We start from the raw sequence: 24745 nt of genomic DNA, 5'->3' as shown, positions 1-24745 counted from the left end.
AGAGCCATGAGTGAACTGACAGAGCTGAGCTACGCGCTCGATACTTTTTACTTCCTGATCTGCGGCATTCTGGTGATGTGGATGGCCGCCGGCTTCTCGATGCTCGAGGCCGGCCTGGTACGCTCCAAGAATACCGCCGAGATCCTCATCAAGAACGTGGCCCTGTTCGCCATCGCCTGCACCATGTACCTGCTGATGGGCTACTACATCATGTACTCCAGCCCCGAGGGTGGCATCCTGCCCAACCTGGGCTTCCTGCTGGGCGCCGAGAACAGCGCCGATGCGGTTCTGTCCGGCGGCGATGACGCCCCCTACTACTCCATGCGCGCCGACTACTTCTTCCAGGTGGTGTTCGTGGCCACCGCCATGTCCATCGTCTCCGGGGCCGTGGCCGAGCGCATGAAGCTGTGGGCCTTCCTGGCCTTCGCCGTGGTGATGACCGCCGTCATCTACCCGGTCTCCGGTTTCTGGACCTGGGGCGGCGGCTGGCTCGACGCCGCCGGCTTCTCCGACTTCGCCGGCTCCGGCATTGTGCACATGGCAGGCGCCGCCGCGGCCCTGGCCGGGGTGCTGATCCTCGGCCCTCGCAAGGGCAAGTACGGCAAGGACGGCAGCATCTACGCCATTCCCGGCGCCAACCTACCGCTGGCCACGCTGGGCACGCTGATCCTGTGGATGGGCTGGTTCGGCTTCAACGGCGGCTCGGAGCTCAAGGTCTCCGACATCGGCTCCGCCAACAACGTCGCCCAGGTGCTGGTCAACACCAATGCCGCGGCCGCCGGTGGCGTGATTGCCGCGCTGATCCTGGCCAAACTGTGGTTCCGCAAGGCCGACCTGACCATGACCCTCAACGGCGCCCTGGCCGGCCTGGTGGCCATTACCGCCGAACCGCTGGCCCCCTCCGCGCTGAGCGCCGCCCTGATCGGTGCCGTGGGTGGCGTCATCGTGGTGGTTGCCATCGTGAGCCTGGACAAGCTGAAGATCGACGACCCGGTGGGCGCCATCGCAGTGCACGGTGTGGTCGGCATCTGGGGCCTGCTGGCCGTGCCGCTGACCAATGGCGACGCCACCTTCGGCGCCCAGCTGCTCGGCATCGCCGGCATCTTCGCCTGGGTCTTCATCGCCAGCCTGATCGTATGGGTCATCCTCAAGGCGGTGATGGGCATCCGCGTCAGCGAGGAAGAGGAATACGAGGGCGTCGACCTGGCCGAGTGCGGCATGGAGGCCTACCCCGAGTTCAGCGTCGCCAAGAAATGATGGCGGCACCCACCGAGTGAGCTGGCATGCTCCTCCTGGCCCCTTCGGGGGCCTTTTTTCATCCCGGCCAACGCGGTGTATGCTAGAGAGCAATCAGGCGCATGCGGGTGGCTCGGCCACCGTACCGAACAGACGAGGAGTCCGACCATGAAACTGGTGACCGCCATCATCAAGCCCTTCAAGCTCGACGACGTTAGGGAGTCCCTCTCGGAGATCGGTGTCCAGGGCATCACCGTGACCGAGGTGAAGGGGTTCGGCCGGCAGAAGGGCCATACCGAGCTCTATCGCGGCGCCGAATACGTGGTGGACTTCCTGCCCAAGGTGAAGCTGGAGGTGGCCATTGACGACGACATGGCCGAGAAGGTGATCGATGCCATCACTAGCGTGGCCAACACCGGCAAGATCGGCGACGGCAAGATCTTCGTGACGCCGTTGGAGCAGGTCATCCGCATCCGGACAGGCGAAACGGGTAAGGACGCCGTCTGAGCCTCATCATCAGCGTGGCGCTTGTACATTCAGCAAGATCGGCGACGGCAAGATCTTCGTGACGCCTCTCGAGCAGGTCATCGGGAAACCGAACCTCCGCATCCGGACAGGTGAAACGGGGAAATACGCCGTTTGAGTCTTGAACAATTAGCTTGTTGATTTTGGCAGATACAGAGACCCCCATCCGGCAAGCCCGTTGGGGGTCTCTTTCTTACAGCTGAAAGCCTATGACTTATCGCTAGGGGCGAAGCCGGGTTACTTCTCCACGAACGCTCGCTCGATGACGTAGTCGCCGGGCTCGCCCATGCGCGGGGAGATCTTGAAGCCCAGGTCGTCGAGCACCGCGCTGGTCTCGTCGAGCATGGCCGGGCTGCCGCAGATCATGGCGCGATCCTGCTTGGGATCCAGGGGCGGCAGGCCTGTGTCCTCGAACAGCTTGCCGCTGCGGATATGGTCGGTGAGGCGCCCCATGGTGGGGAAGGCCTCGCGGGTCACCGTGGGGTAGTAGGTCAGCTTTTCCTTGATCTCGTCGCCCAGGTACTCGTGGGCCGGCAGTTCCTTCTGGATGAAGTCGGCGTAGGCCAGCTCGCTGACGCTGCGCACGCCGTGCACCAGCACCACCTTCTCGAAGCGCTCGAAGACCTCCGGGTCCTGGATCAGGCTCATGAAGGGTGCGAGTCCTGTCCCGGTGGAGAGGAAATAGAGGTTGCGACCCGGCAGCAGGTCGTCGGTGACCAGGGTGCCGGTGGGCTTGCGGCTGACCATGATCTGGTCGCCCACCTTGAGGTGCTGAAGCCGCGAGGTGAGCGGGCCATCCGGCACCTTGATGCTGAAGAACTCGAGATGATCCTCGTAGTTGGGACTGGCAATGGAGTAGGCACGCATCAGCGGCTTGCCGCCCACCTCCAGGCCGATCATCACGAACTGGCCGTTCTTGAAACGCAGGCTGCGCTCGCGAGTGGTGCGGAAGCTGAACAGGGTGTCGTTCCAGTGGTGAACGCTGAGCACCTCTTCCAGGGCAAACTTGCTCATGACGACTCCTTGTATTCCCGAAAGGGCTATAGTCCAAAAAAGAATAGATGACTTGATAATATTTACATTGAATTCTAAGGGAAGGCGCGTTATCTGTTAAATGGATTGTATGGATAACACTTATCTATCGCCTTGATATGAGTCATCGGAGCCTTGCGTCATGCGTTTCACCCTGCGGCAACTGGAGGTCTTCGTCGCCGTGGCCCAGCACGAGAGCGTCTCACGGGCGGCCCGGGTCCTGTCGCTCTCCCAGTCCGCGGCCAGCACGGCCCTGGCCGAGTTGGAGCGCCAGTTCGACTGCCAGCTGCTGGATCGCATCGGCAAACGCCTGAAGCTCAACGCCCTGGGCTTCCAGCTGCTGCCCAAGGCGGTGGCCCTGCTCGACCGCGCCGAGGAGGTGGAGGGGCTGCTGCGCGGCCGCCAGGGCATCGGCACCCTGGACGTGGGCGCCACCCTGACCATCGGCAACTACCTGGCCACCCTTCTGATCGGCGATTTCATGCAGCGCTTCCCCGGCAGCCGGGTGCGCCTGGCGGTGCGCAACACCCGCGCCATCATCGAGGGCGTGCGCCATCATGAACTGGACCTGGGGCTCATCGAGGGCCACTGCGAGGCGGAGGACGTCATCACCCAGCCCTGGGTGGAGGACGAACTGGCGGTATTCTGTTCGCCGGGCCATCCCCTGGCGGGGGGCGGCCCGGTGGAGCTGGAGCGGCTGCTGCGCGAGGCCTGGATCATGCGCGAGCAGGGCTCGGGCACCCGCCTGACCCTGGAGCAGGCGGCCCGCCATCGCCGCGGCCGCTTCAACGTGCTGCTGGAGCTGGAGCACACCGAGGGCATCAAGCGCGCCGTGGAATCGGGCCTGGGGATCGGCTGCGTCTCGAAGCTGGCGCTGCGCGACGCCTTCCGGCGCGGCAGCCTGGTGCCGATCCCCACCCCCGAGCTCGACCTGAGCCGCCAGTTCGCCTTCATCTGGCACCGCCACAAGTACCTGGCCACCGGCATGCGCGAGTTCCTCAAGCTGTGCCGACAGATGACCGAGGGCATCACCCGCAGCGACCAGATTGCCCTGCCCCCGGTGCCCTGAGCCGCCGGGTGACGGGCCACCCGAGGCAGCAACGGTAGCGGGCCCGGCATCTCTGCCGGGCCCGCGGGGAAGCCGGAACTAAGGCGCGGTCTCAGCGCATATCGCTGACCGCCTCCTGGATGTCCTGGAGGCTGGACTTGGAGAGGTCCTTGGCCAGGGAGTGGATGACAAGCTTGGTCGTTGGGCCGTCGAGCTTCTCCCGCAGCTGACCCAGGAAGCGCGGAGGCGCCACCAGGATCAGCTTCGCCATACTGTTGTCAACCCGGGCGCGGTAGAGGCGCTCGGCCACCTCCTTGGCAAAGATGGTCTCCTCATGGGTACGAGCGGTACTCTCGCCGCCGGAGGAACGCGCCGAGTTCGAGGTCGACTCATGCACGTCGGCGCCGCGGTCGGTCACCAGGTCGCCCTCATGCAGCCGGCTGGCCGCATGCACCAGGCTGTCCTGCTCGACCAGATTGAGCGCGTCGCGGGTGAAGATCCGCGCCCGTGCTGCGTCTGCCACCACGATATAGGTCGTCATAGCCACTCCTACTAGATGCAGGTCTTCCAGTACCGGGGCCACGGGTCCCGGCCGCACGTCTCACTCAACAACTACTACCTCCACATTGGCAAGCGACCCGGGCCCGGTCAACCTGCCTGGCATGCTCGGCAGGAGGAACTGCACCGGCGCCTGATCTGGGGTAGCATCCGGCGTTATCCCTCGAACAGGTCACCGCATGTCGAACTCTCCCCTCTTCGCTCGGCAACCCCGCCGTAACCGCTACCTGCTGATGCGCCACGGGCACAGCGAGGCCAACGCCAGCGGCCTGATCATCAGCTGCCCGGAGCGGGGCATCGGCGGCTTCGGGCTCTCGCCACGGGGCCATGCCCAACTGGAAGGCCTGCTGGCCGATTGGCACTGGCCGCTGCCGGATCGCCTGCTGCACTCAGATTTCCGCCGCACGACCGAGACGGCCGAGTGGGTCGGCCGGCACTTCGGCCTCTTTCTTGCTCCCCATGCCGGGCTTCGAGAGCGTAGTTTCGGCGACCTCGAAGGCCTCTCGGATGACCGCTATCCTGACATCTGGGCCCTGGACGCCGACGATCCCGGACATCAGGCCTTCGGCGTGGAGAGAGTCACCAGCGTGGCGGAGCGAATGCTTGCCGTGATCGCGGCCCTGGAAGCCGAGACCGGGGGGGAAACCATCCTGCTGGTGAGCCACGGCGATCCGCTGCAGATCCTGCTCACCGCCCTGGAGGGACGCCCGCTGAGCGCCCATCGCGACCGCGAACCGCTTTCCCCGGCCAGCATCACGATGCTTTCATGACGTTCTCGTGATCCACTCGTAACGCTAGGGTCGATGGCCACCAAGGCTGCAGCCGAGCTCCATCTGGGGTAGCATCCGATCTGGACCGGCAGGGATGCCGGCTCGCCTCATCGCCACGATGTGCCTCCGGGAGGACCCCGATGCAACAGTTCCTGTTTCCCCGCCGCCCGCTGTCCCGCGGCACCCTGCTCTTCTGTCACCTGCTATTGCAGCTCGGCCTCGCGGCCGGTGCCGCCCTGTGGCTGGCCCCCAAGACTCCCTGGCTCGCTCCGCAGGGCTGGGGCGAGGCCTGGCCAGCGCTGGCCCTGGGCGGCGGCCTGTGGCTGCTGGCCGCGGTGGCCCTGCGGCTGGTGGCCGAGCTGTTGCTGCTGCCCCACCACCTGGCCGGCAGCCGGGGCGCCGGGCCGGTGATCACCCGCTCCTGGGAACGCCGCCCCGCGGTGCATGATTCCAATGCCGCCTGGACCAGCGACGCCCGGGCGATGGACACCGACGACAGCACGGTCGGCACGGCCCGGGTGCGCCGGCCCGCCGAGCGGCTGCGCGCCCGCGAACCCTCGCTGGATCTCGGCGAGGGCATGCCGCGGGAGCCCGAGCGCTAGCCCGGGCGCTAGCCCGGGCGCTAGCCCGGGCGCGTCGCCTCAGTGGCCGAGGATCTGGCTGAGGAACAGTTGGGTCCGCTCGGACTGGGGATCATTGAAGAAGGGCTCCGGGGCGTTCTCCTCGATGATCTGGCCCTGGTCCATGAAGATCACCCGGTCGGCCACCGTCTTGGCGAAACCCATCTCGTGGGTCACGCAGAGCATGGTCATCCCCTCCCTGGCCAGTTCGACCATTACGTCGAGCACCTCCTTGATCATCTCCGGGTCCAGCGCCGAGGTGGGCTCGTCGAAGAGCATCACCTCAGGGTGCATGCACAGCGAACGGGCGATGGCGACCCGCTGCTGCTGGCCGCCGGAGAGCTGACCCGGGTATTTCAGCGCCTGCTCGGCGATCTGCACCCGCTCCAGGTACTGCATCGCCTGGGCCTCGGCCTCGCGGCGAGGCCTCTTCTGCACCCACATTGGCGAGAGGCAGCAGTTCTCCAGCACCGTCAGGTGGGGGAAGAGGTTGAAGTGTTGGAAGACCATGCCGACGCTGCGGCGGATCTGCTCGATGCGCTTCACGTCCTGGGTCAGCGGCACGCCGCCCACCACGATCTCGCCCTGCTGGTGCTCCTCCAGGTGGTTGATGCAGCGAATCAGCGTCGACTTGCCTGACCCCGAGGGGCCGCAGATGACGATGCGCTCGCCGCGCTTGACCGTGAGGTCGATGTCGCGCAGCACGTGGAAGTCGCCGAACCACTTGTTGACGCCGCGCATCTCGACCATGGGGGTCTCGGCGCCGGCCTGGGACTGGGTTGCCTGGTCACTCATTGTCGTCATTCCTCGATTCGGGTGGCGCCGGTCGCTACTTCTTGTGGCCGGTATTCAGTTTTCGCTCCAGATACTGGCTGTACCGCGACATGCTGAAACAGAAGATCCAGAACATGAACGCGGCGAACACGTAGCCCTCCAGGGCGAAGCCCAGCCAGCGGGAATCCGACAGCGCCGCCTGGACGATGCCCAGCAGGTCGAAGAGCCCGATGATCATCACCAGGGTGGTGTCCTTGAACAGCGAGATGAAGGTGTTGACGATGCCCGGGATCATCATCTTCAGCGCCTGGGGCAGCACGATCAGCCCCATGCGCTGCCAATAGCCCATCCCCAGCGCCGCCGCGGCCTCCTCCTGCCCCCGGGGAATTGCCTGCAGGCCGCCGCGGATCACCTCCGCCATGTAGGCGCTCTGGAACAGGGTGATGCCGATCAGTGCCCGCACCAGGCGGTCGACGCTGACCCCGGTGGGCAGGAACAGCGGCAGCATCACCGAGGCCATGAAGAGGATGGTGATCAGCGGCACGCCGCGCCAGAACTCGATGAAGACCACGCAAAAGCTCTTGACGATGGGCATCTCGGAACGGCGACCTAGCGCCAGCAGAATGCCGATGGGCAATGCCGCCACCATCCCCACCACCGCCAGGATCAGGGTCAGCATCAGCCCGCCCCAGCGGTGGGTCTCCACCAGCCTCAGGCCGAAGTAACCACCGTAGAGCAGCACGTAGGCGACCACCGGGAAGACCAGCAGCGTGGCGATGGCGACCCAGCGCTTGAAGGGCAGCCGCGGGATCGCCAGCCAGGCGATCAGCACCGCGAAGCCGGCGAAGACGAGATTGACCCGCCACAGCTCGTCGCGGGGATAGAGCCCGTAGATGAACTGGGTCAGGCGGGCGTTGACGAACACCCAGCAGGCGCCCTCTCGGGAGCAGTCGTCGCGGGTGGTGCCGATCCAGTCGGCATTGATGAAGGCCCACTGGATCGTTGGCGTCAGCAGCACGTAGAGCAGAAAGAGGCCCAGCAGGGTAAACACGGTATTCACCGGGCCGCTGAACAGGTTGGCTCGCAGCCAGGCCAGCGGGCCGATGCGAAGGCCCGGTGCCGGGCGCTCCTCGATCATCTTCTCGCGAATCGTCATGGCGCCTCTCCTAGCGTTCGACCAGCGCCACGCGGGCGTTGAACCAGTTCATGAACGTCGACACCAGCAGGCTGATGGTGAGATAGACCGCCATGGTCATGGCGATCACCTCGATGGCCTGTCCCGTCTGGTTGAGGGTGGTGCCGGCGAAGACCGAGACCAGGTCCGGATAACCGATGGCGGTGGCAAGCGAAGAGTTCTTGATCAGGTTGAGGTACTGGCTGGTGAGCGGCGGGATGATCACCCGCAGGGCCTGGGGAATCACCACCAGCCGCAGCACCAGCCCCTGGGGCAGGCTGAGCGACTGGGCCGCCTCGGTCTGGCCATGGGGGATCGCCTGGATACCCGACCGCACGATCTCGGCGATGAACGAGGCCGTGTAGATGGAGAGCGCCAGCCAGAGGGCCAGGAACTCAGGGATCACCGTGATGCCGCCGCTGAAGTTGAAGCCGCGCAGCTCCGGCACGTCCCAGGTCACCGGGACCCCGGTACCCAGAAGCACCGCCAGCGGCAGCCCAGCGATCAACGCCAGAGAGAGCCAGCCCACCGGCAGGCGCCGGCCGGTGGCCGCGTGGCGGCGCCGGTTCCAGACCACCAGGGCGATGCTGGCTGCCACGGCGACAGCCAGTGCCAGCGGGATCAGGCCGAAGCCGGACTCGAAGAGCGGCTCCGGCAGGAAGAGGCCGCGCACGTTGATGAACACCGCCTCGCCCAGGGAGATGCTGTCCCGGGGGCTTGGCAGGGTTCGCAGCACCGCGAAGTACCAGAAGAAGATCTGCAGCAGCAGCGGAATGTTGCGGAAGGTCTCGATATAGATATTCGCCAGACGGGCAATCAGCCAGTTGGGCGACAGCCGGGCGATGCCGACGGTGAAGCCGATGATCGTCGCCGCCAGCACGCCGAGGGCCGAGACCAGCAGGGTATTGAGCAGACCCACCAGGAAGGTGCGGCCGTAGGTGCTCTGCGAGGAGTAATCGACCAGGCTCTGGACGATGCCGAAGCCCGCGGTGTTGTTGAGAAAGCCGAAGCCGGTGGTGATCCCCCGCTGGGCGAGGTTCGCCTGGGTATTGCCGATGATGAAGATCAGGAACGCGACCACGGCGGCCACCAGCAGCAGCTGGAAGATCAGCGCCCGCTTAGCGCGATCACGCCAGAAGGGCGGCCTGGGACCCGTCGAACGGGCCTGGGGTCTTGTGGGCATGGGGAGGGTCTCCGCCTGGATCCGTCAAGCAGCATGCAGGGCGGCCGCCCCGGGATCCCCGGGACGGCAGTTGGTTCGGTTCCCCGGCGCCGGTCGGCGCCGGGGCAGGCCACTCAGCGGATCGGCGGAGCGTAGTGGAGCCCACCCTCGGTCCACAGGGCGTTGATGCCGCGCGGGATCTCCAGGGGGGAGTCCATGCCGACGTTGCGCTCGTAGCTCTCGCCGTAGTTACCCACCTGCTTGATGATGTGGTAGGCCCAGTCGGCGGCGAGGCCCATGCCCTCGCCGTAGTTGCCATCCTGGCCCAGCAGGCGCGCGATGTCCGGATCTTCCGACGCGAGCATCTCATCGACGTTCTCGCTGGTGATGCCCATCTCCTCGGCGTTGAGCATGGCGAACAGCGACCACTTGACGATGTTGAACCACTGATCGTCTCCCTGGCGCACCACCGGCCCCAGCGGCTCCTTGGAGATGATCTCCGGCAGGATCATGGACGCGTCCGGCTCGGCGAGCTGGATGCGCAGCGCCGCCAGCTGGGAGGTATCGGAGGTCAGCACGTCGCAGCGGCCGGCCTCGTAGCCGCCCACGGTCTGCTCGGACGTATCGAAGACGATGGGGTCGAACGCCATGCTGTTGGCGCGGAAGTAGTCGGCCACATTGAGCTCGGTGGTGGTGCCGGACTGGATGCAGATCGCCGCGCCGTCGAGCTCCAGGGCGCTTCCGATGCCCATCTCGCGATGGATCATGAAGCCGATGCCGTCGTAGAAGGTCACGCCGGTGAAGTTGAGGCCCAGGGTGGTATCGCGTGTAGTCGTCCAGGTGGTATTGCGGGAGAGCACGTCCGCCTCGCCGGACTGAAGCGCAGTGAATCGCTCCACGGCGTTGAGCGACACGTAGCGCACCGCCTCCGCATCGCCGAACACCGCGGCCGCCACGGCGCGGCAGACGTCGACGTCCAGGCCCCGCCACTCGCCCTCATCGTCCGGGGCCGAGAAGCCCGGCAGTCCGTCGCTGACCCCGCACTGCACAGCGCCGCGGTCGCGGGTCTCCTCCAGGGTGGCCGCCTGGGCGACGGAGGAAGTCGTGAAGGCCAGGGCGCCGGCGGAGGCCAGCAGGAGCAGCTTGTTGTTGTTCAGCATGGGGATCGTCCCTCGCGTGGATTGTGAGTCTTGTTGGTATCGCGTCATGCCGCAGCATGTCATGAGACATTAGCAAGGAACGTTCCAACTCAGGAATCTGCCGCAGAAGGTCAACTTTCAACGCTTGGCAAGTCCGCCACTGCACCGGGTGGGCGCGTCTGGAAAGGCGCTCGGCACACCCGCGGCGCACTCAGCGATTCGGCCAGTCTGACGGCAAGCACCCCGCCACCGGAATCGGTGGCGGGGTGCCAGGAGGTAACGGGAGATCGCTCAGGGGCGTCGCAGCGGCCCTCGACGCAACAGGTGAAGAAGCAGCACCGCGAAGCCGGCGCCCAGTGAGTTGGCGAGGATGTCCCACCCGTCGCCGCCGCTGCGGCCCGGCACCGGGATCTGGGCAACTTCGATGGCGATGCCGAAGAGCACGGCCATCCGGAAGGTGCGGGGCAGGCGGACCCCGGAAAGGCCGATCAGCCCGGCGAGGCCGGCATAGCCGACAAAGTGGTTGGCCTTGTCCCAGGGCAGGTGGGAGGGCATCTGACTCCCCGGCGTCAGGCTGCCCAGGGCGATGGCCAGCGCCCCCCCCACGGCCAGCACCGCCCACAGGCGGCGCCGGTCATGCAGGCGCTGGAGCCATTCGACCCTGGCCCCCTCAGCCATGCTGGATCTGGCGGTGGTAGGCGGGGCTCAGCTCGTGCAGGGCCTCCATGAAGGCGGTGACCCGGTCCGGGTTGGTGAACTGGCTGATGCCGTGGCCCAGGTTAAACACGTGGCCGGGACCCTGGCCGTAGCTGTCGAGGATGCGCGCCACCTCGGCACGGATCGCTGCGGGACGGGCGAACAGCACGTTGGGGTCCAGGTTGCCCTGCAGGGCCACCTTGTGGCCGACCCGGGCGCGGGCGTCGGAGAGCTCCGTGGACCAGTCGAGGCCCACGGCGTCGGAGCCCGCCAGGGCGATGTCCTCGAGCCACTGGCCGCCGTTCTTGGTGAACAGGATCACCGGTACGCGCTTGCCGTCATGCTCGCGGATCAGGCCGGCGACGATCTGCTCCATGTAGCGCAGCGAGAACTCCAGGTAGGCCGGGGTGGAGAGGGCGCCGCCCCAGGTGTCGAAGATCTGCACGGCCTGGGCACCGGCGCGGATCTGGGCATTGAGGTACTCGGTGACCGCCGTGGCCAGGGTGTCGAGCAGGTCATGCATCACGCTGGGCGTGTCGTAGAGCATGGTCTTGACGTGGCGGAAGTCCTTGCTGGAGCTGCCCTCCACCATGTAGGTGGCCAGGGTCCAGGGGCTGCCAGAGAAGCCGATCAGTGGCACCCTGCCGTTCAGCTCGCGGCGGATGGTGGAGACCGCGCGCATCACGTAGTCGAGATCGCGCTCGGCATCGGGCACCGCCAGCGCCGCCACGTCCTCGGCGATGCGCACCGGCTTGCGGAACTTGGGTCCCTCGCCGGTCTCGAAATAGAGCCCCAGCCCCATGGCGTCGGGGATGGTGAGGATATCCGAGAAGAGGATCGCCGCGTCCAGGGGATAGCGCTCGAGGGGCTGCAGGGTCACCTCGCAGGCCAGGTCCTGATTGCGGCAGAGATCCATGAAGTTGCCGGCCTCGGCCCGCGTGGCGCGATACTCCGGCAGGTAGCGGCCGGCCTGGCGCATCATCCACACCGGAGTGCGATCCACAGGCTGACGCGCCAAAGCGCGCAGAAAGCGATCATTCTTGAGTTCCATGCAGGCGGTCATCCACGGGAAATGTGGACCATATTGTACCCGATTGGCGCGCACGGGGCTGCGGTCGTGAGCCCGGCGCGGCTTCCTGCTAGAATGGAGCCCCACCCGCCGGCACCGCCCTGCCGTGGATAAAGAAGGGCCTGACACCGAGGTACCCCGTGACGATCCGATTCATCGCCGCCTCCCGGCTGCCCACCCCCTGGGCCACCTTCACCATGCATGGCTTCGAGGATGAGGCCACCGGCAAGGATCATATCGCCCTGACCCTGGGCGACCTGACAGACGGCGAGCCGGTGCTGGGACGGGTCCACTCCGAGTGCCTGACCGGCGACGCGCTGTTCTCCATGCGCTGCGACTGCGGCTACCAGCTCCAGGAGGCGCTCAAGCGCATCGCCGACGAAGGCCGCGGGGCGCTGCTCTACCTGCGCCAGGAGGGACGCGGCATCGGCCTGCTCAACAAGATCCGCGCCTACCACCTCCAGGACCTGGGCGCCGACACCGTGGAGGCCAACGAGCAGCTCGGCTTCGGCGCCGACCTGCGCCGCTACGACCTCTGCGTGCCGATGCTCGAGCACCTCGGCGTGGCATCGCTTAGACTGATGACCAACAACCCGCGCAAGGTCGAGGCCCTGACCAACGCCGGCGTGCGCGTCGTGGAGCGGGTCCCGCTGACCACCGGCCTGAACCCCCACAACGAGCACTACCTCTCCACCAAGGCCGGCAAGCTCGGCCACATGATGGCGCTGGGCGACTTCACCCAGGCCAGCGACGTGGACATCGAACGCAAGCCCTGAGGATGGCTCCCTTGCCGCGCCCGGGGCCACCCCTGACCAGGGAGGAGACCCGATGAAACGCCCATCCTGCGAACCGGACACCCCCTTCAGCGTCGCCGAGGAGTGGCTGCACAGCATCAGTCACGGGATCGGCGCGGTACTGAGCCTGGCCGGGGCCGCCGTGCTGCTGGTGCTGGCCAGCCTGGCCACCCATGTCGACCCCTTGAAGCTCGCCGGCATCGGCCTCTACGGCACCAGCCTGGTGCTGCTCTACACCGCCTCGACGCTCTACCACGGCGTCCGCCACCCACGCCTCAAGCGGCTGTTCCAACTGCTGGACCACTGCGCCATCTACCTGCTGATCGCCGGCACCTACACACCCTTCCTGCTGGTCAACCTGCGAGGCCCCACCGGCTGGACACTGTTCGCCGTGGTCTGGACCCTGGCGCTTGGGGGCATCGCCTGCAAGCTACTCTGGCCCCACCGCTTCGCGGCACTGCGTGTCGGCATCTACCTGCTGATGGGCTGGCTGATCCTCTTCGCCGGCGGCGAGATGACCGAGCGTCTGCCGTCCGCCGGCCTGCTCCTGCTGGTCGCCGGCGGCCTCACCTATACCCTGGGCGTGATCTTCTACGCCATTCGCGCGATTCCTTTCAACCACGTCATCTGGCACCTGTTCGTGCTGGGCGGCAGCGCCTTCCACTACTTCGCGGTCTATACCGCCGTGCTGCCCTTCGGCGCCTGACCCCGGATACGCGACCGCCCCGCCCCTCTTGTCGAGGAGACGGGGCGGGGTGATTACGCGTGTCTCGGGAAGCGGCGGCGCTCAGCCCAGCCGGGCGCGGATCGCCGCCTCGATGCCCTCGGCGTCCAGGCCGCAGTTGGCCAGCAGCTCGGCGGGCTTGCCATGTTCCACGAAGGCGTCGGGCAGGCCCAGGTTAAGCACTGACACCGACACGCCTTCGGCCATCAGCAGCTCGTTGACCGCGCTGCCGACACCGCCGGCCACCACGTTCTCCTCCAGGGTCACCAACAGGTCGTGACGGGCAGCCGCTTCGAGGATTGTCTCGCGATCCAGCGGCTTCACCGAGCGCATGTTGAGGTGGCAGGCGTCGAGACGCTCGGCCACCTCGACGGCCGGGGTATTGAGGCTGCCGAAGGCCAGCAGGGCGACGCGATGCCCCGCCTCGGCGCCGCTCTCGCGGCGCCTCTCGGCCCGGCCGATCGGCATGGGCGCCAGGTGCGCGGGGATCGTCACGCCGGGGCCTGCGCCGCGCGGGTAGCGCACCGCGGCGGGGCCCGGATGGTGATAGGCGGTGCTGAGCATGGCGCGACACTCCGCTTCGTCGGCGGGCGCCAGCACTACCAGGCCGGGCACGCAGCGCAGGTAGGAGAGGTCCAGGCTGCCGTGGTGGGTGGGGCCGTCCTCGCCTACCAGGCCGGCGCGGTCGATGGCGAAGGTGACATCAAGCGCCTGCACCGCCACGTCGTGGATCAGCTGGTCGTAGCCGCGCTGCAGGAAGGTGGAGTAGATCGCCACCACCGGCTTCATGCCCTCGCAGGCCATGCCGGCGGCCAGGGTCACCGCGTGCTGCTCGGCGATAGCCACGTCGAAGTAGCGCTCGGGGTACTCCCGGGAGAAGCGGATCAGATCGGAGCCCTCACGCATGGCCGGGGTGATGCCCATCAGCCGCTCGTCGGCGGCGGCCATGTCACACAGCCAGTCGCCGAAGACGTTGCAGTACTTGGGTGTCTTGACCGGCGCGGCCGGCTTGAAGGGCGGTGGCGTGTCGCCGTGCGTCTCAGGCTCGCGCTTCTCCAGCTTGGTGATGGCGTGATAGCCGATGGGGTCCGCCTCGGCGGGCAGGAAACCGCGCCCCTTGCAGGTCTTGACATGGAGGAACTGGGGACCCTCCAGGTCGCGCATGTTGCGCAGTGTCTGCACCAGCAGCGGCAGGTCGTGGCCGTCGATGGGGCCGATGTAGTTGAAGCCCATCTCCTCGAAGAGCGTGGCCGGGCTAACCATGCCCTTCATGTGCTCCTCGGTGCGCCGCGCCAGCTCCAGCGCCCCGGGCAGGTGGGAGAGCACCTTCTTGCCGCCCTCGCGCATGGTGATGTAGGGCGTGCTGACCAGGATCCGCGCCAGGTAGCTGGCGATGCCGCCGACGTTCTCGGAGATCGACATCTCGTTGTCGTTGAGTACCACCAGCAGGTTGGCGTCCACGTGGCCGGCGTGGGCCAAGGCCTCGAAGGCCATGCCCGCGGTGAGGGCGCCATCGCCGATCACCGCGCAGGTACGCCGCGACTCGCCCCTGGCACGGGAGGCCAGCGCCATGCCCAGCGCCGCCGAGATCGAGGTACTGGAGTGGCCCACGCCGAAGGTGTCGTACTCCGACTCGGCGCGCCGCGGGAAGGCCGCCAGGCCGCCGTAGTGCCGGATGTTTGTCATCGCCTCGCGGCGCCCGGTGAGGATCTTGTGGGGGTAGGCCTGGTGACCCACGTCCCACACCAGCCGGTCATGGGGGGTCTCCAGCGCCTGATGGAGCGCCACGGTGAGCTCCACGACGCCGAGGCCGGCCCCGAAGTGCCCCCCTGAGACCCCCACGCTGTAGAGCAGGTAGGCACGCAGCTCATCGGCCACCTGCGCCAGCTGCGCGGTGGACATGGCGCGCAGCGCAGCCGGGGTGTCCAGGGTGTCGAGCAGCGGCGTGGCCGGACGCTCGGCGGGAATCTCGTCGAACAGCTTCATGGGGTCATCTATCGTGTCAGTGGTCGCGCTCGATCATGTAGCGAGCCAGGGCCTTCAAGGGAGCGGCGTCTTCGCCCAGCGGGGCGAGAGCCACTACGGCCGCCTCCACCAGCTCGGCGGCACGGGCGCGAGCACCCTCCAGGCCCAGCAGGCTCGGATAGGTGGGCTTGTCGCGGGCGGCATCCGCCCCGGAAGCCTTGCCCAGGGTGGCGGTGTCGCCGGTCACGTCAAGCACATCGTCGTGGATCTGGAAGGCCAGGCCGATAGCCCGGGCGTAGTCATCCAGGGCGGCCAGGCGTGGATTACCTTCGGCCGCGGCGACCAGCCCGCCCAGATGCACCGCGGCGCGAATCAGCGCACCGGTCTTGTGGCCGTGCATGGTGGCCATGGCCTCGGCGTCAGGGTGGCCTCCCACGGCGGCCAGGTCCAGCGCCTGGCCGGCCACCATGCCGTCGCGACCGGCGGCCTGGGCCAGCGTATGGATCATCGCCGGCAGGCGCGGGTGGCTGGCGCGCGCCAGCACCTCGAAGGCCAGCGCCTGCAGGGCGTCGCCGGCCAGGATCGCCGTGGCCTCGTCGAAGGCCTTGTGCACCGTGGGCTGGCCGCGGCGCAGGTCGTCGTCGTCCATGGCCGGCAGGTCATCGTGGACCAGAGAATAGGCGTGTATCAGCTCGATGGCCATGGCCGGGGCGTCGAGGGCGGCGTCCTCGGCCCCCAAGGCGCGCCCGGCGGCGTAGACCAGCACCGGCCGAAGCCGCTTGCCGCCTACCAGCACGCCGTGGCGCATGGCGGCATCCAGGCGCGGCACCGCGGCACCACGCCCGCCGAACAGCGCCTGTAGCCTGGCATCCACCCGGGCGCGATCTGCGGCCAGGCCGGCCGCCAGGGTCTCAGGGTTCACTCTCGTCCTCCACGGGCGACGCGAAGGGCGCCAGGGCCATGCCGCCCTTGGCACCCTCGGTCAAGGTACGCACCCTGAGCTCGGCCTCATCGAGGCGGCGCTGGGCGTCGCGGGTCAGGCGTACGCCCTCCTCGAAGGCGGCCAGGGAGGACTCCAACGAGAGTTCACCGGACTCCAGCCGCTCGACGAGCCGCTCCAGGCGCTCGACGGTAGCCGCGAAGTCGACCGCTTCCGCCTCGTCGCCCTGTTGGCCATCGGGCCGCTTCCTGCGCTCCGCCATCGCTCTCCTCGCCCCGCTTGCGCCTGATCCGGCATCTCGAAAGGAGACAGTATACACACTCCCCCCCGGGGGTCGTCTGCCCCGCGGCCCGAGGGCCTTGACTTGCATGGCGTTCAGCATGGCAGCGCAGCATTTTCATCCTGGCTCATAGCCGGCCTGTGCTAAGATATCGCCTCTTTACCACACCTGACACTGTATGCGGCTCGCGCCGGAAGGGGTTGATTCGACCATGGCCAAGACGTCCCTGGACAAGAGCAAGATCAAGGTCCTGCTACTCGAGGGGGTCCACCAGAGCGCGGTGGACAATCTGCGCAACGCCGGATACTCGAACATCGAGCACCTGCCCACCTCGCTGGACGAGGCGGCGCTGATCGAGAAGATCCGCGACGTGCACTTCATCGGCATTCGTTCGCGCACCCAGCTCACCGAGCGCGTTTTCGCCGCCGCCGAGAAGCTGGTGGCCGTGGGTTGCTTCTGCATCGGCACCAACCAGGTCGACCTCAATGCGGCTCTGGTACGCGGCATACCGGTCTTCAATGCGCCCTACTCCAACACCCGTTCGGTGGCCGAGCTGGTGCTGGCCGAGGCGATCATGCTGCTGCGCGGCATCCCCGAAAAGAACACCCTGGCCCACCGCGGCGGCTGGCAGAAGTCGGCGAAGAACTCCCACGAGGCCCGCGGCAAGACCCTGGGTATCGTCGGCTATGGTAGCATCGGCTCGCAGCTCTCGGTGCTGGCCGAGTCGCTGGGCTTCGACGTCATCTTCTACGACGTGGTGGCCAAGCTGGGCATGGGCAACGCCCGCCAGGTGGCCAGCCTGAATGAGCTGCTGGGCCGCGCCGACGTGGTCAGCCTGCACGTGCCGGAACTGCCCTCCACCAAGTGGATGGTCGGCGCCGAACAGATCGCCCGCATGAAGCAGGGGGCCATCCTGATGAACGCCTCCCGCGGCACCGTGGTGGTGATCGAGGCCCTGGCCGAGGCGATCCAGGCCGGCAAGCTCAATGGCGCCGCGGTGGACGTCTTCCCGGTGGAGCCCAAGGGCAACAACGAGGAGTTCGAGAGCCCGCTGCGCGGCCTGCACAACGTGATCCTCACCCCTCACGTCGGCGGCTCCACCTTGGAGGCCCAGGAGAACATCGGCATCGAGGTCTCCGAGAAGCTGGTCACCTACTCCGACAACGGCACCACTGTCACCTCGGTCAACTTCCCCGAGGTGGCGCTGCCGGCCCACCCGGACAAGCACCGCCTGCTGCACATCCACGACAACGTGCCGGGCGTGCTCTCCGAGATCAACCGGGTGCTCTCCGAGAACGGTATCAACATCGCCGGCCAGTACCTGCAGACCAACGAGAAGGTCGGCTACGTGGTAATCGACGTGGACAAGGCCTACGGCTCCCAGGCCCTGGACGCCCTGCGCCAGGTGGAGCACACCCTCAAGGTGCGGGTGCTCTACTCACAGGCCGGCCAGGACGCCTGACTCTCTCGCGTTCTCTCGTCTGCCCATCCGCCGCGTCACTCGACGCGGCGGTTTGCGTTGGTGGGCCATACATGCAGAGCACCCGCTATCCATGGTCGAAGTGCATGCCCCCTGTCGAGCGCGCTAGCCTGGCGGCAGGCCACGCCAGTGATAACCGGCTCGTGATAACAAAAGGGAGACTCCCATGAGCGACTCGACCCCGCCCTTGCTGCGCCGCGACAGCGGCGGCGTGGCCACCCTGACCCTCAGCCGCCCAGCGAGCTTCAACGCCCTCTCCGAGGAGATGCTGGTGGCCCTCAAGGAGGAGCTCGGCCGGCTGGCCAACGACGACCGCGTGCGCTGCGTGGTGATCGCCGCCGAGGGGCGCGCCTTCTGCGCCGGCCACGACCTAAAGCAGATGCGCGCCAGGCCCCACAAGGCCTACTACCAAGAGCTGTTCGCCCGCTGCGGCCGGGTGATGCAGGCCATCGTCGAGCTGCCGGTGCCGGTGATCGCCCGGGTCCAGGGCATCGCCACCGCCGCCGGCTGCCAGCTGGTGGCCAGCTGCGACCTGGCCGTGGCCGCGCGCTCGGCGCGCTTCGCCGTCTCCGGCATCAATGCCGGGCTGTTCTGCTCCACCCCGGCGGTGGCGCTGTCGCGCAACATCGCCCGCAAGCACGCCATGGAGATGCTGCTCACCGGCGAGTTCATCGACGCCGAGACCGCCCGCGACTGGGGGCTGGTCAACCGGGTCGCCGACGACGAGGCCCTCGACGACGCCGTGGCCGAGCTCACCGCCAGTATCTGCGCCAAGAGCGCGGTGGCGGTGCGCACCGGCAAGGCGATGTTCCAGCGCCAGCTGCAGATGCCCCTGGACGAGGCCTACGCCTTCGCCGGCGAGGTGATGGCCTGCAACATGATGGCCGAGGACGCCGGCGAGGGCATCGACGCCTTTATCGAGAAGCGAGCCCCCGAATGGCGGCATCGCTGATTCGGTGGCGTCATCGCCTGGCGGCTGTGGAAGACATTTCCGCAAGAAGACAGGGCCCCGGCGACACGGTATCCTGAGCGCTTTATCATCGCGACGACACGAGGAGAGTCGAGGGTGAGCGAGGTCAAACGCAGGACGGCGGGACGCCCCGCCGGATCGGGGAAGGCCAGCGGCGGCCACAGCCAGTCGCTGGTGCGCGGGCTCAACCTGCTCGAGCGTCTCTCGGCAAGCCCCGGGGGTCTGGCGCTCTCGGAACTGGCCGAACTGGCCGACCTCGCCCCCTCTACCACCCATCGCCTGCTGCAGGCCCTGCAAGGCCAGGGATTTGTCGCCCAGGACAGCGAGCTCGGGGTGTGGAAGATCGACGTCAAGACCTTCCGGATCGGCAACAGCTTCCTCGAGGCCCGGGACTTCGTGGCCACCAGCCGCCCCTTCCTGCGCCGCCTCACCGCCCTGACCGGCGAGACCGCCAACCTCGGCATCCGCGACGACGGCACCGCGGTGTTCCTGGCCCAGAGCGAGTCGTCGCAGATGATGCGCATGATCACCCGGCTGGGCTCGCGAGCGCCGCTGCACGCCTCCGGCGTCGGCAAGGCACTGATGGCCTGGCTGCCCGACGACGAACTCGAGCGCATCCTCGCCGAACAGGGGCTGACCCGCGTCACCGTTAACACCCTGCACACCCCCGAGGCACTGCGCGCGGGCCTGGCCGAGATCCGTCGCCAGGGCTTCGCCTGCGACCGCGAGGAGCACGCCATCGGCCTGCAGTGCGTGGCCGCCTGCCTCCACGACGAGCACAGCACTCCGCTGGCCGCCATCTCGGTCTCGGGCCCGGTGGCGCGCATCCCCGAGGAGCGCCTGTTGGAGCTGGGCGCGCTGGTGCGCGACACCGCCGTCGAGATCACCGCCCGGCTGGGTGGCAAGGCACCCGCGCCCTGGTGACGCACGGCCCCGTGAAGCCAGCGCCGCGGCGGAGTACACTAGCGGCCGTCCCCCCTCCCGCCAGCCGAGGCCGCGCCGATGAGTTCCCACCTGCTCTCCGTCGATTCCCTGAACCGTGACCACGTCGACCACCTGATGCGGGTCGCCTCCCGCATGGAGCCCATCGCCCAGCGCCGCCAGTTCACCCGCGTGCTGGAGGGCGCCGTGCTCGGAAACCTCTTCTTCGAGGCCAGCACCCGCACCCGGGTCAGTTTCAACGCGGCCTTCTGCCGGCTGGGCGGCAGCGTCTGCGACACCACCGGCTTCACCTTCTCCTCCATGGCCAAGGGCGAGTCGCTCTACGACACCAGCCGGGTGATGAGCGGCTACTGCGATGCCATCGTGATGCGCCATCCCGAGCTGGGCTCGGTGGCGGAGTTCGCCGCCGCCACCCACGTGCCGGTGATCAACGGCGGCGATGGCCCCGGCGAGCACCCCAGCCAGGCGCTGCTCGACTTCTACACCATCGACAAGGAGTTCACCCGGATGGGCAGACGGCTTGCAGGCGCCCATGTGCTGATGACCGGCGATCTGAAGTTCGGCCGCACCGTGCACTCGCTGATCAAGTTGCTCTCCCTCTACGAGCCCCTGCGCATCACTCTGGTGGCCCCGCCGGGGCTGGAGATGCCGAGCCACCTGATCGACCTGGTGACCTCCCGCGGCCACCGCGTGGAGCAGCGTGACAGCCTGGCCAACGACTTCAGCGACGTGGACGTGGTCTACACCACCCGCATCCAGAAGGAGCGCTTCACCGAGGAGATGAGCGAGGGCTTCAGCCTGTCGCGGGACTTCACCGTGGACCGCACCTTCCTGGACCAGCGGTGCGGCCGCGACACCCTCGTCATGCACCCGCTACCCCGGGACAGCCGCCCGGATGCCAACGACCTGGACGTGGACCTCAACGGTGATCCACGCCTGGCGATCTTCCGCCAGACCGACAACGGCATTCCCGTGCGCATGGCGATCTTCGCCTCCCTGCTCGAGGTGGACGGCCTGATCGAGCAGGACCTGAGACCGGTGCGCTGGTTCGTGCCAACGCGCGTGGGCGTTGACGACCGCGCGCCATGAGGGGGATGCGCTTCGGCGCGCTTCGCCTATGCTTGATGTTTGATATCAGCCCCGAAGGAGAGACCCATGAACCTGCAACGCGCCTACCGCCTTCTGGCGGTGTTCTATACCCTGCTGCTGCTGATCGGGGTGATTGCCCTGCTCGCCGGCGGCGGCACTGCTCTGGCCATGGTGCACCTGGTGGTGGGGGGCCTGGGGGTGCTGGGGCTGTGGGGATACTTCCTGGGGCTTGGCTTCATGGGGCCACGGATGTGGCGGCCGCTGGCCGTGGCGCTCGCCGTGGGGGCGGTGGTGCAGCTGGTCGCGCTGCTGTCGATCTCTCTGGACGGTATCACCCTGACCTGGATGCTGACCAGCGCCGTCTTCGCGGCCCTGATGGCGGTGCTTCTCTACCACTACGGTGACCGCGACCAGGCACACTGGGCCACGCCTGACGAGCTCGCGGCCGGTCGACGGCTGGAGACATTGCTGGAGGAGCAGCCGCGCCTCGCGGCGAAGAAGCGCGAGGAGGGCCGGGAGGACACCGCGCAGGTGGTGAAGGCGGGCAGCGAGTATCGCGCCAGCGTGACGCGCCGCCGCAATGGACAGCAAGAGAGCTTCGAGGAGCGCTTCCGCCACCCGGCCACCCTGGTGTACTTCCTGGAGAAGTTCACCGACCTCTCGGTCGATGACTTCAACCGGGCCGACCCGGCCTGAGGCCACCGCTCAGCGGCCGGGCAGTCCCTCCCGGGAGGCGAACCAGCGCTCGACGATCAGCACCGCGCTGATGCCGTCGACGCTCTCCTCCCGGTAGTTGCCGCGATGCCCGAGTTCCCTGGCGATCACCTTGGCCTCGCCGGTGGAGCCGCGCTCGTCGACCATCTCGCAGGGCACGCCGAAGCGCCCGAACAGGCGCTTGCCGAACTTGCGGGCACGGATACTCATCGGCTGCTCCTCGCCGGCGGCGGTCAGCGGCAGCCCCACCACGAAGAGGTCGGGCTGCCACTCCTCCACCAGCCGTGCCACCCGGGTCCAATCGGGGATGCCATCGCGGGCCGGCAGAGGGTCGAGCTCGCGGGCGCTGGCCAGCAGCTCGTTGCCCACCGCCACGCCGATGCGCCGGGTGCCGAAATCGAAGCCCAGCACCAGCCGTTCGCCTGCCCTGGCCATCAGTCTTGCCCTGCCATCACTCGCGCCCCGCCATCAGCCATGCCCAGGCATCAGGAGTGCCCCGCCTCGCGGGTCATCAGGTTGAGGTCGACGCCGAGGATACCGGCGGCCGCCCCCAGGCGCTGCTCCGGGACCACCTCGAAGAGGATATCGGAGCGCCCCTCCACGGTGAGCCAGGCGTTGTCGAGGATCTCCTGCTCCAGCTGGCCGGCCTCCCAGCCGGCGCAGCCCAGACAAATCAGGAACTCCTCGGGGCCCTCGCCGACGGCCAGCGCCTGGAGCATGTCCATGGAGGTGGTCAGGGCCAGCTCCTCGGTGACCTGGATGCTGGAGTCCCAGGGGGTGCTGGTGCCGCGATGCAGGATGAAGCCGCGATCCTTGTGCACCGGTCCGCCGTAGTAGACCGGCGCATTGCGGTGGGGGCTCTCCTCGCCGCCGAGCTCCAGCTGCTCGAAGAGCGCCTCCAGGGTCAGCTCCAGCGGTCGGTTGACGATGACCCCCATGGTGCCCTTCTCGTCGTGGTCGCACAGGTAGCTGAGGCTACCGGCGAAGTTGGGGTCTTCCAGGTGCGGCATCGCCAGCAGGAAGTGGTCCTTCAAACCGAAATGTTGCATGAGACTCCCCGGCGGGTCCTATCGCGCGCCGTAGTGATTGCCTTGGCCGAACCGCCAGACGCGCGTGATGGAGAGACTGTCCAGGTCGCCCATGCCCACATCGAAGGGGCGGTAGGGTGAGGCCCCGCGCACGGTATCCAGCGCGGCCTGGTCGAGTTCGGCGTGTCCCGAGGATTGTACCACCTCCGCCTGGCGAAGCCCGCCGTCACGGCCGATCACCACGCGGATCCGCAGTTGCCCCTGGAGGTGGCGCGGCGCCGGGTGCACGCGGTTGCCGTAGTCCTCCACCCGGCGGGTCCAGTCGTCGATGTAGCGGGCCTCGGCGGCGCGCTGGGCGGCCAGCTGCGGGCCCTCGCCGGCGGGGCCGGCCGCCTCCGGGCTGAGCCCCTGCTCGCGGATGCTGCGGGTGGCCTGGGCCAGCAGGTCGCGGCCCGACGCCGAGGGCGTGGTGACGCTGGGCGGGGCGGCGGCGTCCGCCGCCTGGGGGGCGCTCTCGCGGGGCTCGGGGGGCGTTTTGAGCTCTTGTTCGCTGTCGGCGGCGGGCGGCGCCTGCTCGTCGGGGCGCGCCTCTGGCTCGAGGCGTGCCTGTTCCGGCTCGGCGGGGGTCGCCGGGTCCACGTCGCTCGCGCTCTCCTGCACCGGCGGCAGCTCCTCCATGGGCACCGCGCGGGACTCCGCCGGCGCCTCCTCCTGCTGTTCGCCGGCGGCCTGCTGGTCGTCCTCGGCAATGGCATCGGCCGTTACCGGCACGTCGTTGGAGCGGGTCACCAGCACCACGTCGAGGCTGGAGCGCGGGGCGGGGGGCGCGGCAAACTGCCAGCTGGCCACCACCCCGATCACCGCCAGATGCAGCAGCAGCGCCAGCGACCAGGCCAGCCAGCGGCGGTAGGGCCGGGTGACCGGCGCATACTGGATCGGGTCGCTGACGTAGGCGCTCATGAGCGGTCTCCCGGCCCCTTATGCCCGCTGCCCGGCGAGCCGACGCTCGATGGCGTCGAGCAACAGCCCAGCGATGTCGGTGCCGCGCTGGTCGTCGATCTCGCGCACGCAGGTGGGGCTCGTGACATTGATCTCGGTGATGTAGTCGCCGATCACGTCGAGGCCGACGAACATCAGCCCCTTGTCCCGGATCATCGGCTGCACCTGGCCGATCAGCCACTGGTCACGTTCGGTGAGCTCGCGACTGACCCCGGTGCCGCCAGCGGCCAGGTTGCCGCGCGTCTCGCCGGCCATGGGCACCCGGGCCAGGCCGTAGGACACCGGCTCGCCGTCCACCAGCAGGATGCGGGTATCGCCCTCGGTGATCTCGGGGATGTAGCGCTGGGCCATGATCTGCCGGCGTCCGAGTTCGGTGAGGGTCTCGATGATGGCGCCGAGATTGCGGCCATCGGGGCGCACGTGGAAGATCCCACTGCCGCCCATTCCGTCCAGTGGTTTGAAGATCACGTCCTGGTGCTCGGCATGGAAGGCGCGCAGCTCGGGCTCGCTGCAGGAGACCAGGGTCGGCGTGCAACACTGGGGAAACTGCTGGGCGAAGAGCTTCTCGTTGCACTCCAGCAGCGCCCGGGTGGGGTTGACTACCAATACACCCTCACGCTCGGCGAAGCCCAGCAGGTGCACGGCGTTGAGGAAGTGGGCGTCCACCGGCGGGTCCTTGCGCATCAGGATCACGTCGAGCTCGGCCAGGGGTCGCGGCTCGGGCTCACCGAGGTCGTACCAGTGGGCGGGGTCGTGGCGCACGGTCAGGTCGCGCAGCCGGCCGAAGGCGCGACCGTCGCGCAGGAAGAGGTCCTCCTGCTCCAGGTAGTGCAGCGAGGCGCCGCGATCCTGGGCGACCCACAGCATGGCCAAGGTGGTGTCCTTCTTGTAGGCGATGTCGGCGATGGGATCCATCACCACGCCGATCTTCAGCGCGTGTTCGCTCATGGCGTCCTGTTTCCGGTCAGGGGAGTGAATGAGGCCAGTATGCCGCAGGGCCGGCAGGCGCACCAACAG

27 protein-coding genes are annotated in these 24745 nt (G+C 67.9%); 12 read left to right on the top strand and 15 right to left on the bottom strand.

Going from position 1 to position 24745, the window contains the following annotated elements; translation table 11 throughout:
- Positions 1 to 6: 6 nt before the first annotated feature.
- Together ACR80S_RS09410 and glnK are read left to right on the top strand one after the other, a co-directional pair.
- Positions 7 to 1257, top strand: a complete 1251-nt coding sequence (locus tag ACR80S_RS09410) for an ammonium transporter (RefSeq protein WP_435400997.1) — start codon at positions 7 to 9, stop codon at positions 1255 to 1257.
- Positions 1258 to 1404: 147 nt separating this feature from the next.
- Positions 1405 to 1743 (top strand): P-II family nitrogen regulator, encoded by a 339-nt coding sequence (gene glnK / locus ACR80S_RS09405; RefSeq protein ID WP_416138742.1) that lies wholly within the window; start codon positions 1405 to 1407, stop codon positions 1741 to 1743.
- A gap of 255 nt (positions 1744 to 1998) precedes the next feature.
- Here the strand turns inward: glnK and ACR80S_RS09400 are convergent, their stop codons facing one another.
- A complete protein-coding gene (locus ACR80S_RS09400; protein WP_435400998.1) occupies positions 1999 to 2775 on the bottom strand; it encodes a ferredoxin--NADP reductase in 777 nt (258 codons plus the stop codon).
- A gap of 160 nt (positions 2776 to 2935) precedes the next feature.
- Between ACR80S_RS09400 and ACR80S_RS09395 the strand changes: the two genes are divergently transcribed.
- Entirely contained in the window at positions 2936 to 3862 is a 927-nt protein-coding gene (locus ACR80S_RS09395; protein ID WP_435400999.1) for a LysR family transcriptional regulator, read from the top strand.
- A 91-nt stretch (positions 3863 to 3953) separates the two neighbouring features.
- Here the strand turns inward: ACR80S_RS09395 and ACR80S_RS09390 are convergent, their stop codons facing one another.
- Positions 3954 to 4382: a host attachment protein gene (locus ACR80S_RS09390; RefSeq protein WP_435401000.1), complete on the bottom strand. Its 429-nt coding sequence runs from the start codon at positions 4380 to 4382 to the stop codon at positions 3954 to 3956.
- 196 nt (positions 4383 to 4578) lie between these two features.
- On the opposite strand from ACR80S_RS09390, the gene ACR80S_RS09385 reads away from it, so the two are divergent.
- Together ACR80S_RS09385 and ACR80S_RS09380 are read left to right on the top strand one after the other, a co-directional pair.
- Positions 4579 to 5169 carry a histidine phosphatase family protein gene (locus tag ACR80S_RS09385; RefSeq protein ID WP_435401001.1) on the top strand — a complete coding sequence of 197 codons (591 nt, stop codon included), beginning with the start codon at positions 4579 to 4581 and terminating at the stop codon, positions 5167 to 5169.
- A gap of 140 nt (positions 5170 to 5309) precedes the next feature.
- Positions 5310 to 5771, top strand: a complete 462-nt coding sequence (locus ACR80S_RS09380; RefSeq protein WP_435401002.1) for a hypothetical protein — start codon at positions 5310 to 5312, stop codon at positions 5769 to 5771.
- Positions 5772 to 5810: 39 nt separating this feature from the next.
- On the opposite strand, the gene ACR80S_RS09375 is transcribed toward ACR80S_RS09380, so the two are convergent.
- The 6 genes from ACR80S_RS09375 to hemE form a co-directional block, all read right to left on the bottom strand.
- Positions 5811 to 6539, bottom strand: a complete 729-nt coding sequence (locus ACR80S_RS09375; protein ID WP_435401130.1) for an amino acid ABC transporter ATP-binding protein — start codon at positions 6537 to 6539, stop codon at positions 5811 to 5813.
- A 79-nt stretch (positions 6540 to 6618) separates the two neighbouring features.
- Positions 6619 to 7719, bottom strand: coding sequence for an amino acid ABC transporter permease (locus tag ACR80S_RS09370; protein ID WP_435401003.1), 1101 nt, complete (start codon positions 7717 to 7719; stop codon positions 6619 to 6621).
- Positions 7720 to 7729: 10 nt separating this feature from the next.
- Entirely contained in the window at positions 7730 to 8920 is a 1191-nt protein-coding gene (locus tag ACR80S_RS09365) for an amino acid ABC transporter permease (RefSeq protein ID WP_435401004.1), read from the bottom strand.
- 113 nt (positions 8921 to 9033) lie between these two features.
- The gene (locus ACR80S_RS09360; protein WP_435401005.1) at positions 9034 to 10059 is read right to left on the bottom strand and encodes an amino acid ABC transporter substrate-binding protein; all 1026 of its coding nucleotides are present in this window, start codon (positions 10057 to 10059) and stop codon (positions 9034 to 9036) included.
- 270 nt (positions 10060 to 10329) lie between these two features.
- Positions 10330 to 10716, bottom strand: coding sequence for a VanZ family protein (locus ACR80S_RS09355; protein ID WP_435401006.1), 387 nt, complete (start codon positions 10714 to 10716; stop codon positions 10330 to 10332).
- On the bottom strand, positions 10709 to 11785 hold the full coding sequence (gene hemE / locus ACR80S_RS09350) for a uroporphyrinogen decarboxylase (protein WP_435401007.1): 1077 nt from the start codon (positions 11783 to 11785) through the stop codon (positions 10709 to 10711). Before hemE ends, ACR80S_RS09355 begins: the two co-directional genes overlap by 8 nt.
- 158 nt (positions 11786 to 11943) lie before the next feature.
- On the opposite strand from hemE, the gene ribA reads away from it, so the two are divergent.
- Both ribA and trhA read left to right on the top strand, forming a co-directional pair.
- Complete coding sequence (ribA, locus tag ACR80S_RS09345; protein ID WP_435401008.1) at positions 11944 to 12579, top strand: GTP cyclohydrolase II; 636 nt, start codon at positions 11944 to 11946, stop codon at positions 12577 to 12579.
- 52 nt (positions 12580 to 12631) lie between these two features.
- Positions 12632 to 13303, top strand: coding sequence for a PAQR family membrane homeostasis protein TrhA (gene trhA, locus ACR80S_RS09340; RefSeq protein WP_435403065.1), 672 nt, complete (start codon positions 12632 to 12634; stop codon positions 13301 to 13303).
- 81 nt (positions 13304 to 13384) lie between these two features.
- Here the strand turns inward: trhA and dxs are convergent, their stop codons facing one another.
- The 3 genes from dxs to ACR80S_RS09325 are packed head-to-tail and all read right to left on the bottom strand — an operon-like array spanning position 13385 to position 16488.
- Entirely contained in the window at positions 13385 to 15307 is a 1923-nt protein-coding gene (dxs, locus tag ACR80S_RS09335) for a 1-deoxy-D-xylulose-5-phosphate synthase (RefSeq protein ID WP_435403064.1), read from the bottom strand.
- 16 nt (positions 15308 to 15323) lie between these two features.
- A complete protein-coding gene (ispA, locus tag ACR80S_RS09330; protein ID WP_435401011.1) occupies positions 15324 to 16208 on the bottom strand; it encodes a (2E,6E)-farnesyl diphosphate synthase in 885 nt (294 codons plus the stop codon).
- Positions 16198 to 16488, bottom strand: a complete 291-nt coding sequence (locus ACR80S_RS09325) for an exodeoxyribonuclease VII small subunit (protein WP_435401012.1) — start codon at positions 16486 to 16488, stop codon at positions 16198 to 16200. Before ACR80S_RS09325 ends, ispA begins: the two co-directional genes overlap by 11 nt.
- 229 nt (positions 16489 to 16717) lie before the next feature.
- Between ACR80S_RS09325 and serA the strand changes: the two genes are divergently transcribed.
- The 5 genes from serA to ACR80S_RS09300 all read left to right on the top strand — a co-directional run bounded on the left by serA (position 16718) and on the right by ACR80S_RS09300 (position 21683).
- Complete coding sequence (serA, locus tag ACR80S_RS09320; RefSeq protein ID WP_435401013.1) at positions 16718 to 17968, top strand: phosphoglycerate dehydrogenase; 1251 nt, start codon at positions 16718 to 16720, stop codon at positions 17966 to 17968.
- 184 nt (positions 17969 to 18152) lie between these two features.
- Complete coding sequence (locus ACR80S_RS09315) at positions 18153 to 18938, top strand: enoyl-CoA hydratase (RefSeq protein WP_435401014.1); 786 nt, start codon at positions 18153 to 18155, stop codon at positions 18936 to 18938.
- Positions 18939 to 19052: 114 nt separating this feature from the next.
- Positions 19053 to 19880 carry an IclR family transcriptional regulator domain-containing protein gene (locus ACR80S_RS09310; RefSeq protein ID WP_435401015.1) on the top strand — a complete coding sequence of 276 codons (828 nt, stop codon included), beginning with the start codon at positions 19053 to 19055 and terminating at the stop codon, positions 19878 to 19880.
- 78 nt (positions 19881 to 19958) lie between these two features.
- Positions 19959 to 20987: an aspartate carbamoyltransferase gene (gene pyrB / locus ACR80S_RS09305; protein ID WP_435401016.1), complete on the top strand. Its 1029-nt coding sequence runs from the start codon at positions 19959 to 19961 to the stop codon at positions 20985 to 20987.
- 66 nt (positions 20988 to 21053) lie between these two features.
- Complete coding sequence (locus ACR80S_RS09300; RefSeq protein WP_435401017.1) at positions 21054 to 21683, top strand: hypothetical protein; 630 nt, start codon at positions 21054 to 21056, stop codon at positions 21681 to 21683.
- Between the two features lie 9 nt (positions 21684 to 21692).
- On the opposite strand, the gene ruvX is transcribed toward ACR80S_RS09300, so the two are convergent.
- Genes ruvX through gshB form a run of 4 tightly spaced genes read right to left on the bottom strand, consistent with a single transcriptional unit; the run spans position 21693 to position 24676 of the window.
- Complete coding sequence (gene ruvX / locus ACR80S_RS09295; protein WP_435401018.1) at positions 21693 to 22136, bottom strand: Holliday junction resolvase RuvX; 444 nt, start codon at positions 22134 to 22136, stop codon at positions 21693 to 21695.
- 50 nt (positions 22137 to 22186) lie between these two features.
- The gene (locus ACR80S_RS09290) at positions 22187 to 22750 is read right to left on the bottom strand and encodes a YqgE/AlgH family protein (RefSeq protein WP_435401019.1); all 564 of its coding nucleotides are present in this window, start codon (positions 22748 to 22750) and stop codon (positions 22187 to 22189) included.
- Between the two features lie 18 nt (positions 22751 to 22768).
- Positions 22769 to 23689, bottom strand: coding sequence for an energy transducer TonB (locus ACR80S_RS09285; RefSeq protein ID WP_435401020.1), 921 nt, complete (start codon positions 23687 to 23689; stop codon positions 22769 to 22771).
- An 18-nt stretch (positions 23690 to 23707) separates the two neighbouring features.
- Complete coding sequence (gene gshB, locus ACR80S_RS09280) at positions 23708 to 24676, bottom strand: glutathione synthase (RefSeq protein ID WP_435403063.1); 969 nt, start codon at positions 24674 to 24676, stop codon at positions 23708 to 23710.
- Positions 24677 to 24745 lie beyond the last annotated feature (69 nt).

This window comes from Halomonas salsilacus (genome assembly GCF_051216275.1).
Lineage (GTDB): Bacteria > Pseudomonadota > Gammaproteobacteria > Pseudomonadales > Halomonadaceae > Halomonas.
The sequence above is the reverse complement of the archived record's forward strand: the minus strand, read 5'-3'. Positions and strand labels throughout refer to the sequence as shown.

Excerpts from the sequence above, each read along its gene's own strand:
- ruvX (WP_435401018.1), bottom strand. The coding sequence starts at position 22,136 with ATGGCCAGGGCAGGCGAACGGCTGGTGCTGGGCTTCGATTTCGGCACC.
- ACR80S_RS09360 (WP_435401005.1), bottom strand. The coding sequence starts at position 10,059 with ATGCTGAACAACAACAAGCTGCTCCTGCTGGCCTCCGCCGGCGCCCTG.
- ACR80S_RS09285 (WP_435401020.1), bottom strand. The coding sequence starts at position 23,689 with ATGAGCGCCTACGTCAGCGACCCGATCCAGTATGCGCCGGTCACCCGG.
- hemE (WP_435401007.1), bottom strand. The coding sequence starts at position 11,785 with ATGGAACTCAAGAATGATCGCTTTCTGCGCGCTTTGGCGCGTCAGCCT.
- trhA (WP_435403065.1), top strand. The coding sequence starts at position 12,632 with ATGAAACGCCCATCCTGCGAACCGGACACCCCCTTCAGCGTCGCCGAG.
- ACR80S_RS09400 (WP_435400998.1), bottom strand. The coding sequence starts at position 2,775 with ATGAGCAAGTTTGCCCTGGAAGAGGTGCTCAGCGTTCACCACTGGAAC.
- ACR80S_RS09300 (WP_435401017.1), top strand. The coding sequence starts at position 21,054 with ATGAACCTGCAACGCGCCTACCGCCTTCTGGCGGTGTTCTATACCCTG.
- ACR80S_RS09325 (WP_435401012.1), bottom strand. The coding sequence starts at position 16,488 with ATGGCGGAGCGCAGGAAGCGGCCCGATGGCCAACAGGGCGACGAGGCG.
- pyrB (WP_435401016.1), top strand. The coding sequence starts at position 19,959 with ATGAGTTCCCACCTGCTCTCCGTCGATTCCCTGAACCGTGACCACGTC.
- ACR80S_RS09380 (WP_435401002.1), top strand. The coding sequence starts at position 5,310 with ATGCAACAGTTCCTGTTTCCCCGCCGCCCGCTGTCCCGCGGCACCCTG.
- serA (WP_435401013.1), top strand. The coding sequence starts at position 16,718 with ATGGCCAAGACGTCCCTGGACAAGAGCAAGATCAAGGTCCTGCTACTC.
- ACR80S_RS09390 (WP_435401000.1), bottom strand. The coding sequence starts at position 4,382 with ATGACGACCTATATCGTGGTGGCAGACGCAGCACGGGCGCGGATCTTC.
- ACR80S_RS09290 (WP_435401019.1), bottom strand. The coding sequence starts at position 22,750 with ATGCAACATTTCGGTTTGAAGGACCACTTCCTGCTGGCGATGCCGCAC.
- ACR80S_RS09365 (WP_435401004.1), bottom strand. The coding sequence starts at position 8,920 with ATGCCCACAAGACCCCAGGCCCGTTCGACGGGTCCCAGGCCGCCCTTC.
- gshB (WP_435403063.1), bottom strand. The coding sequence starts at position 24,676 with ATGAGCGAACACGCGCTGAAGATCGGCGTGGTGATGGATCCCATCGCC.
- ACR80S_RS09355 (WP_435401006.1), bottom strand. The coding sequence starts at position 10,716 with ATGGCTGAGGGGGCCAGGGTCGAATGGCTCCAGCGCCTGCATGACCGG.
- ACR80S_RS09395 (WP_435400999.1), top strand. The coding sequence starts at position 2,936 with ATGCGTTTCACCCTGCGGCAACTGGAGGTCTTCGTCGCCGTGGCCCAG.
- dxs (WP_435403064.1), bottom strand. The coding sequence starts at position 15,307 with ATGAAGCTGTTCGACGAGATTCCCGCCGAGCGTCCGGCCACGCCGCTG.
- ACR80S_RS09370 (WP_435401003.1), bottom strand. The coding sequence starts at position 7,719 with ATGACGATTCGCGAGAAGATGATCGAGGAGCGCCCGGCACCGGGCCTT.
- ACR80S_RS09315 (WP_435401014.1), top strand. The coding sequence starts at position 18,153 with ATGAGCGACTCGACCCCGCCCTTGCTGCGCCGCGACAGCGGCGGCGTG.
- glnK (WP_416138742.1), top strand. The coding sequence starts at position 1,405 with ATGAAACTGGTGACCGCCATCATCAAGCCCTTCAAGCTCGACGACGTT.
- ACR80S_RS09375 (WP_435401130.1), bottom strand. The coding sequence starts at position 6,539 with ATGGTCGAGATGCGCGGCGTCAACAAGTGGTTCGGCGACTTCCACGTG.
- ACR80S_RS09385 (WP_435401001.1), top strand. The coding sequence starts at position 4,579 with ATGTCGAACTCTCCCCTCTTCGCTCGGCAACCCCGCCGTAACCGCTAC.
- ACR80S_RS09410 (WP_435400997.1), top strand. The coding sequence starts at position 7 with ATGAGTGAACTGACAGAGCTGAGCTACGCGCTCGATACTTTTTACTTC.